This window comes from Ralstonia sp. RL, assembly GCF_001683835.1.
Taxonomy (GTDB): Bacteria; Pseudomonadota; Gammaproteobacteria; order Burkholderiales; family Burkholderiaceae; genus Ralstonia; species Ralstonia mannitolilytica.
The window spans coordinates 1-5879 of sequence record NZ_LWRX01000098.1 but is presented as its reverse complement, the minus strand read 5'-3'; the positions used below and the strand labels follow the sequence as shown (position 1 = coordinate 5879).

The following is a 5879-nucleotide window of genomic DNA, read 5'->3' as shown; positions in this document are numbered from 1 at the left end:
GGTGCCGCTGCAGCTGCTGGCGTATCACACCGCGCTGGCGCGCGGCACCGATGTGGACAAGCCGCGCAATCTGGCGAAATCCGTTACGGTGGAATAGGCCGTATCGCGTGCTGTGCCGTCTTGGACGATAAGAAGCCGCTGCGTTTGCAGCGGCTTTTTTTGTGCTCGCCCCACGGCGCCGTCATCCAAACCGGACGCAATAGATCGGAGGAAGGTGCGCAGAGACCAGCTGCCAGCTGTCGCCGCCATCTGCAGACGTCCATAGCGCGCCGGTGGTCGACCCCATTGCCAGGCGCGTGCCGGTCTGGTCAACGGCCAGGCCATGCCGATACACGAGGTCAGAGGCCGGCGCCGGCGGCAATCCATTGGACAGGGCTTCGAACGTGCGCCCGCCATCGCGGGTGCGGGTGACGACGAGGCGGCCGTCCACCGGGAGGCGGCATGCGTCTTTCACGGCGGGCACGAACCACGCGGTGTCGGGCTCGTGCGGATGCACGGCCACCGCAAAACCAAAGCTCGATGGCTGCGCTTCCAGGCGCTGCCAGTGCATGCCCCCATTGGTCGATCGAAAGATCGCGCAGTGATGCTGCACCCACAGCACGTCGGGGTTGGCGGCGCATTGCACGACGCGGTGCGGGTCTTGCACGTTCGCATCGCCGCGCCGCTCCGGCGGCATGTAGTCGGCTTCCATGCCCTCGGCCGTCACGCGCCAGCTCGCGCCGCCATCGGTGCTCTGCCAGACCCCGCCGCACGACACGCCGATCGTGACGTGCCGACTGTCGCGCGGGTCGACCATCACAGAGTGGATGCCCGGCGCGTCATAGCCGCCGCCAAACCATTCGCGGCACTCGGGGCGGTCCCACAGCGCCCGGTTCAGCGCCCACGAGTCGCCGCCATCGACCGAGCGGAAAAGCCCGCCGGGAATCGTGCCGGCCCACAGCACGCCGGGCTCCTCGGCGCCGCCTGCCTCGAGCGACCAGATTTGCTGCAGCGTCCATGCGGGCGAGGGCGGGCCGGGTGTTGCCGCATCCGCATCCGCGCGGTCACCGGAATCTGTTTCGTCGGCGGGCTGCGGTGGGTAGGTCGGGACGCCGCATTCCTCCCACGCGGCCATGCCCGCGCGCCGCCGGTGCAGCTTCACGCCGAAGTGTCCGAGATTGAGCGCGGCATACACCGATCCGTCGCGCGGGTCGGGCAGCACCATGCTTACCGGTTCGCCAATGAAGTCCGGCTGGCCGAGTGTCCATCGGCCCTCGGCCCCGGGGCGCAGCGCGAACAGCCCCTTGCGGGTGGCGACAAGCAATCGATCGTCCATGTCGGCTCTCCTGGCGAGGGACGGGCGGATTCGTGGATGCGCGGCGCGCTAACCGCCGGTCAGCGCCTGTATGACGTACACGCGGCTCGCTTTGCCCAGCGGGTCGGTCAGACGCTGCCGATCGCGCACCGGTTGTCCATCGATGAACACGGCGAGGTGTTTGCGCAGCGCGCCTTGATCGTCGAGGATGTAGCCGCGCAGCCGGGGTTGCTCGGCAAACACCGCGTCGAGCGCTTCGCCCAGCGTGCGCGCATCGACCTCGCGCTCGGGCGTCGGAATGTGCCGCTGGATCGAGGCAGCAAAAAAGAGATACGCCATGGGGGCGTCGCACGGGGGGCGGCCGTGTCGGGTGTTTCTGTAGTGTAGGCAGCTCAGCGCGCAGCGGGAGCGGATTCGCGGGCGGCCGGGAAGGTGCAACACCGCGAAGCGATGCATCAGTCGCCCCCCTGCGTGCCCGTGGCGGCGAGCGTTTAAAGCGCGCACGCTGGCCGGCCAGCTTGTATGCTGCGGTGCGCCGCCTCACCAACGTTTCCGGAGACCTGCGTGTTCTACTTCCTGAACAAAGTGCTGTTGCTCGCCATCTACGGCGTCGCGCTGGGCAGCTATGCGGCGCCGCTGGCGCTGTCGGCCGACGTCATCCATGGGGTGCGGATCGTGGCGGCCGTGCTGCTGGCCGCCCATCTGCTGGAGGTGGTGTTCTGCTTTCGCAAGGTTGCGCTGCACAAGGGCCCGCTGCTCGACAGCGTGCTGCTGACGCTGCTGTTCGGATTCCTGCATTGGAAGCCAATGGCGGACGCGGTGCGGCGCGCCCGCTGATCTGCCTCACTCCTTATCCCGATGCACCGGGAACAGCGCCGACAGCACCTGCCGCGCCGTCCCGCGCAGCACGCCACTGGCATCGGGATCGCCATAGGCCAGCGCGGTCGCAAAGTTCCGCGCCTGTTGCAGGGTGACGTGCGGCGGCAGCGGCGGCACATCGGGGTCGGTCTTCACTTCCAGCACCACGGGGCGGTCTGCGGCGAGGGATTCGTCCCACGCGCCGGCCAGCTGGTCGGGGTTGTCCACGTAAAGCCCCTGCAGGCCGATCAGTTCCGCAAAGCGGTGGTACGGCACGTCGGGAATGTCCTGCGACGCCGGAAACTTCGGATTGCCCTCCATCACGCGCTGTTCCCACGTGACTTCGTTCAGGTCCTGGTTGTTGAGGACCATGCAGATCCACTTCGGCGATGTCCACTGCTTCCAGTACTTGGCCACCGTGATGAGCTCGGCCATGTTGTTCATCTGCATGGCGCCGTCGCCCACCAGTGCGATGACGGGCCGCTCGGGATGCGCGAACTTGGCCGCAATCGCATACGGCACCGCCGCGCCCATCGACGCCAGTCCGCCCGACAGCGAACCCATCATGCCGGGCTTGAACTTCAGGTCGCGCGCGTACCAGTTGGCGCACGTGCCGGAGTCGCTGGTGACGATCACGTTGTCGGGCAGCCGGGGTGACAGTTCCCAGAACACGCGCTGCGGATTGACGGGAAACGCCGGCTGCAGTGCGCGTGCTTCCAGCGTCTTCCACCAGTCGGCATTCCAGCGCGCGATGCGCTCGGGCCAATACGTGTCGGTCTTGCGCTGGAGCAGCGGCAACAACGCCCGCAGCGTCTGCGCGCAATCGCCGACGAGGTTGACTTCCATCGGGTAGCGCAGCCCGAGCATGCCGGGGTCGATGTCGATCTGCACGCCGCGCGCCTGGCCCTCCTTGGGCAGGAACTCGGCGTACGGGAAGCCCGAGCCGACCATCAGCAGCGTGTCGCAGTGGTTCATGAGTTCCCAGCTCGGCTCGGTGCCGAGCAGGCCGATGGCGCCCGTCACATAGGGCAGATCGTCGGGCAGCACCGCCTTGCCGAGCAGCGCCTTGGCCACGCCGGCACCGAGCGTCTGCGCCACCGCGGCCACCTCGGCGCTGGCCCCGAGTGCACCTGCGCCCACCAGCATCGCCACGCGCCGGCCGCGGTTGAGCACGTCCGCCGCGCGTTCCAGGTCGACGGCATGCGGCACCACGCTGGGCGCGCTGTAACCCACGCCCGAGTGCAGCGTGCCGTGCGCATGCGGCGGCGAGCTGTATGGCATTTCCTGCAGATCGTTCGGCAGCACCAGTGCCGTCACACGGCGCTGGCCAATGGCGATGCGCACCGCACGGTCGAGCAGGTGCCGCACCTGCGCGGGCACGCTGGCCTGGTGCACGAACGCCCCGGCCACGTCGCGGAACATCGCCACCAGATCCACCTCCTGCTGGTAATGCCCGCCGACGGCCGTGCGCGCCTGCTGGCCTGCAATCGCCAGCACCGGCATGTGGTCGAGCCGCGCATCGTAGAGGCCGGTGACCAGATGCGCGGCGCCGGGGCCCGACGTCGCCATGCAGACGCCAAGCTCCCCGGTGAACTTGGCATGCGCCGACGCCATGAAGGCGGCCATCTCCTCATGCCGCGCCTGCACGAACTCGATCTTGCCGCCGGCACGCTGCAATGCACCGAACATGCCGTTGATGCCATCGCCGGGGTAGCCGAAGATGCGCCGCACGCCCCACTGGTACAGGCGTTCGACAAGGAAATCGCAGACAGTGGGTGCCATGGTGCGTCCTTGTCAGGCCGTTGCGCCTTCGGAGAGCAGCGCTTCCTTGCGCGCCGTCATCGGCTCCTGCAGCGATGAGAGGTCGACATGCTGGCGGATCAGCTTGGGGAAGAGCTCGGTTTCTTCTTCCTCCACGTGGTGCGCGACGTACTCCGCCAGCACGGTGAACTTCGCCTCGAACAAGTCGTCGCCCGCCTGCATGCCCGCGAGCTGCTTGATCAGATCCTTGGCGGTTGCGTGCTCGACCAGCGCTTCATCGAGGATGTCCTTGAAGGCCTCGCCGCCGTTGTCGCGCACGAACGGGTAGAACAGTTCTTCCTCCAGCTTGGTGTGGACGGTCAACTTTTCACACGCTTCGCGCACGATCTGCTCGCCGCTGGGCTTGTCCTTTTCCTGCTGGAACGTCTTGAAGAGTTTCTTCACCTCGCGGTGATCGTCCAGCAGCATCGACAGCACGGCGCGCTGCGCCACAGGAATTTCGGATTTGTTCATGGGGATCTCTCCTGGTTGCCTTGGGGTGGGGTCGCCGTACCGTCGAGCAAGCGCCATGCCGCGGGTCGGGGCGGGAGGGCCCGCAGCGCAGGCAGGTTTCATGCTGACGCCAATGGATGCTCACGGCGGTCGCGCGCACATGCACGGCGCACGGCCGTCGCGCACCGTTGAACCTCAACCCGAACTGATGGAGGGATTTGCTATGGATTACACGACTACTGCCGGTGGCCTGGGCGCAGGGGCCAGCACCACGGCCGGCGTGCGCATGCGCATCATCGGGCGCGCCGATCCGACGTCGCCAGGCCCGGGGCCCGAGCTGATGGCCGCCGGGACGCTGGAAGGCGATCGCGTCGTCAACCTGAATGGGGAAGACCTCGGCAAGATCACCGACATCATGCTCGACGTACAGCGCGGCCGCATTGCGTATGCGGTGATGTCGGTGGGCGGTTTCCTGGGCATTGGCGACAAGCTGTTCGCCGTGCCATGGAGCGCCATGTCGCTCGATGTGGACCGCAAGTGCTTCGTCCTCGATGCCGACAAGGACCGCCTCGACACGGCGCCCGGGTTCGACAAGGATCATTGGCCGACCATGGCCGACGCGACATGGGCGCAGTCGGTGCATGAGTACTACGGCTCGCGCCCGTACTGGGAGGAATATTGACGCGCAGGCACGGGATTCGCGTGCGTGTCGTCAGGACCGCTTGAAAAAGGAGAGCGTTATGGAAGAGAGTAAGAAGGAAAAGAACCCGACTGCACACAAGCGCGAGGACCTCGTCGAAAAGGCTGTGGAAGACACCTTCCCGGCCAGCGACCCGCCCGCCACGGGCGGCATCACGCGCGTGGTCGACAAAGACAAGGGCAAGGACAGCAACGGCACCGCGCGCGACGACCAGCGCGGCCACAACGGCGGCCACCGCTGACCTGCCCTGTTGGCCAGCCGCCCGCATCGCCGCAAGCATGCGGGCGTTTTGCTTCGGCGCACCCTCAACGGTGCGCCAGGATGTTGATCACGTTGCCGAACGGATCGCGGACGAAGAAGCGCCGCACGCCCCACGGCTCATCCGTGAGCGCGTACACGACCTGCAGGCCGAGCGCCTGTGCACGCGCGTGGGCGGCATCCACGTCATCCACTTCCACCGACAGCGCCGGCACGGGCGTGCCGCCACCGCCCTCCGTGGCGATGCTGAGCTGCGGCGGCGCGGCCGCACCGGTGTGGGCATAGGTGACGATCCAGCCGTGATCCATGACAGGGTCGAGCCCCAGGAATTCGGCGTAGAACGCGCGCGCCAGTGCCGGGTCGGCTGCATGCAGGTTGGGGACGATGCGCTTGACGGCCATGCGGGCTCCTCGTGCAGTGAACGGGTGAGCGCATTGTAGTCAGCGCCCTGGGCCTGTGACGGAGCCGGCGCATGCGGGCGCCACGCACATCACGTAAAGTGGCGGGCACACAAAA

8 protein-coding genes are annotated in these 5879 nt (G+C 67.3%); 3 read left to right on the top strand and 5 right to left on the bottom strand.

What is annotated here, in order from left to right:
• Positions 1 to 181 precede the first annotated feature (181 nt).
• Positions 182 to 1315: a WD40/YVTN/BNR-like repeat-containing protein gene (locus A6M56_RS09740; protein ID WP_102080642.1), complete on the bottom strand. Its 1134-nt coding sequence runs from the start codon at positions 1313 to 1315 to the stop codon at positions 182 to 184.
• 48 nt (positions 1316 to 1363) lie between these two features.
• Complete coding sequence (locus A6M56_RS09735) at positions 1364 to 1633, bottom strand: MoaD/ThiS family protein (protein ID WP_102080643.1); 270 nt, start codon at positions 1631 to 1633, stop codon at positions 1364 to 1366.
• A gap of 225 nt (positions 1634 to 1858) precedes the next feature.
• Between A6M56_RS09735 and A6M56_RS09730 the strand changes: the two genes are divergently transcribed.
• Positions 1859 to 2131: a hypothetical protein gene (locus A6M56_RS09730; RefSeq protein ID WP_045785560.1), complete on the top strand. Its 273-nt coding sequence runs from the start codon at positions 1859 to 1861 to the stop codon at positions 2129 to 2131.
• A 6-nt stretch (positions 2132 to 2137) separates the two neighbouring features.
• On the opposite strand, the gene A6M56_RS09725 is transcribed toward A6M56_RS09730, so the two are convergent.
• Positions 2138 to 3934 carry a thiamine pyrophosphate-requiring protein gene (locus A6M56_RS09725; RefSeq protein WP_045785561.1) on the bottom strand — a complete coding sequence of 599 codons (1797 nt, stop codon included), beginning with the start codon at positions 3932 to 3934 and terminating at the stop codon, positions 2138 to 2140.
• Between the two features lie 12 nt (positions 3935 to 3946).
• Entirely contained in the window at positions 3947 to 4426 is a 480-nt protein-coding gene (locus A6M56_RS09720; RefSeq protein ID WP_045785562.1) for a hemerythrin domain-containing protein, read from the bottom strand.
• A gap of 265 nt (positions 4427 to 4691) precedes the next feature.
• Here A6M56_RS09720 and A6M56_RS09715 point away from each other — a divergent pair, with 265 nt between their 5' ends.
• A complete protein-coding gene (locus A6M56_RS09715) occupies positions 4692 to 5087 on the top strand; it encodes a PRC-barrel domain-containing protein (RefSeq protein WP_233902665.1) in 396 nt (131 codons plus the stop codon).
• A 58-nt stretch (positions 5088 to 5145) separates the two neighbouring features.
• Positions 5146 to 5346, top strand: coding sequence for a hypothetical protein (locus tag A6M56_RS09710; RefSeq protein WP_102080644.1), 201 nt, complete (start codon positions 5146 to 5148; stop codon positions 5344 to 5346).
• A gap of 64 nt (positions 5347 to 5410) precedes the next feature.
• Here A6M56_RS09710 and A6M56_RS09705 read toward each other — a convergent pair whose 3' ends face one another.
• Entirely contained in the window at positions 5411 to 5764 is a 354-nt protein-coding gene (locus A6M56_RS09705) for a glyoxalase superfamily protein (RefSeq protein WP_045785565.1), read from the bottom strand.
• Between the last annotated feature and the right edge of the window lie 115 nt (positions 5765 to 5879).

Excerpts from the sequence above, each read along its gene's own strand:
- A6M56_RS09710 (WP_102080644.1), top strand. The coding sequence starts at position 5,146 with ATGGAAGAGAGTAAGAAGGAAAAGAACCCGACTGCACACAAGCGCGAG.
- A6M56_RS09705 (WP_045785565.1), bottom strand. The coding sequence starts at position 5,764 with ATGGCCGTCAAGCGCATCGTCCCCAACCTGCATGCAGCCGACCCGGCA.
- A6M56_RS09720 (WP_045785562.1), bottom strand. The coding sequence starts at position 4,426 with ATGAACAAATCCGAAATTCCTGTGGCGCAGCGCGCCGTGCTGTCGATG.
- A6M56_RS09735 (WP_102080643.1), bottom strand. The coding sequence starts at position 1,633 with ATGGCGTATCTCTTTTTTGCTGCCTCGATCCAGCGGCACATTCCGACG.
- A6M56_RS09725 (WP_045785561.1), bottom strand. The coding sequence starts at position 3,934 with ATGGCACCCACTGTCTGCGATTTCCTTGTCGAACGCCTGTACCAGTGG.
- A6M56_RS09740 (WP_102080642.1), bottom strand. The coding sequence starts at position 1,315 with ATGGACGATCGATTGCTTGTCGCCACCCGCAAGGGGCTGTTCGCGCTG.
- A6M56_RS09715 (WP_233902665.1), top strand. The coding sequence starts at position 4,692 with ATGCGCATCATCGGGCGCGCCGATCCGACGTCGCCAGGCCCGGGGCCC.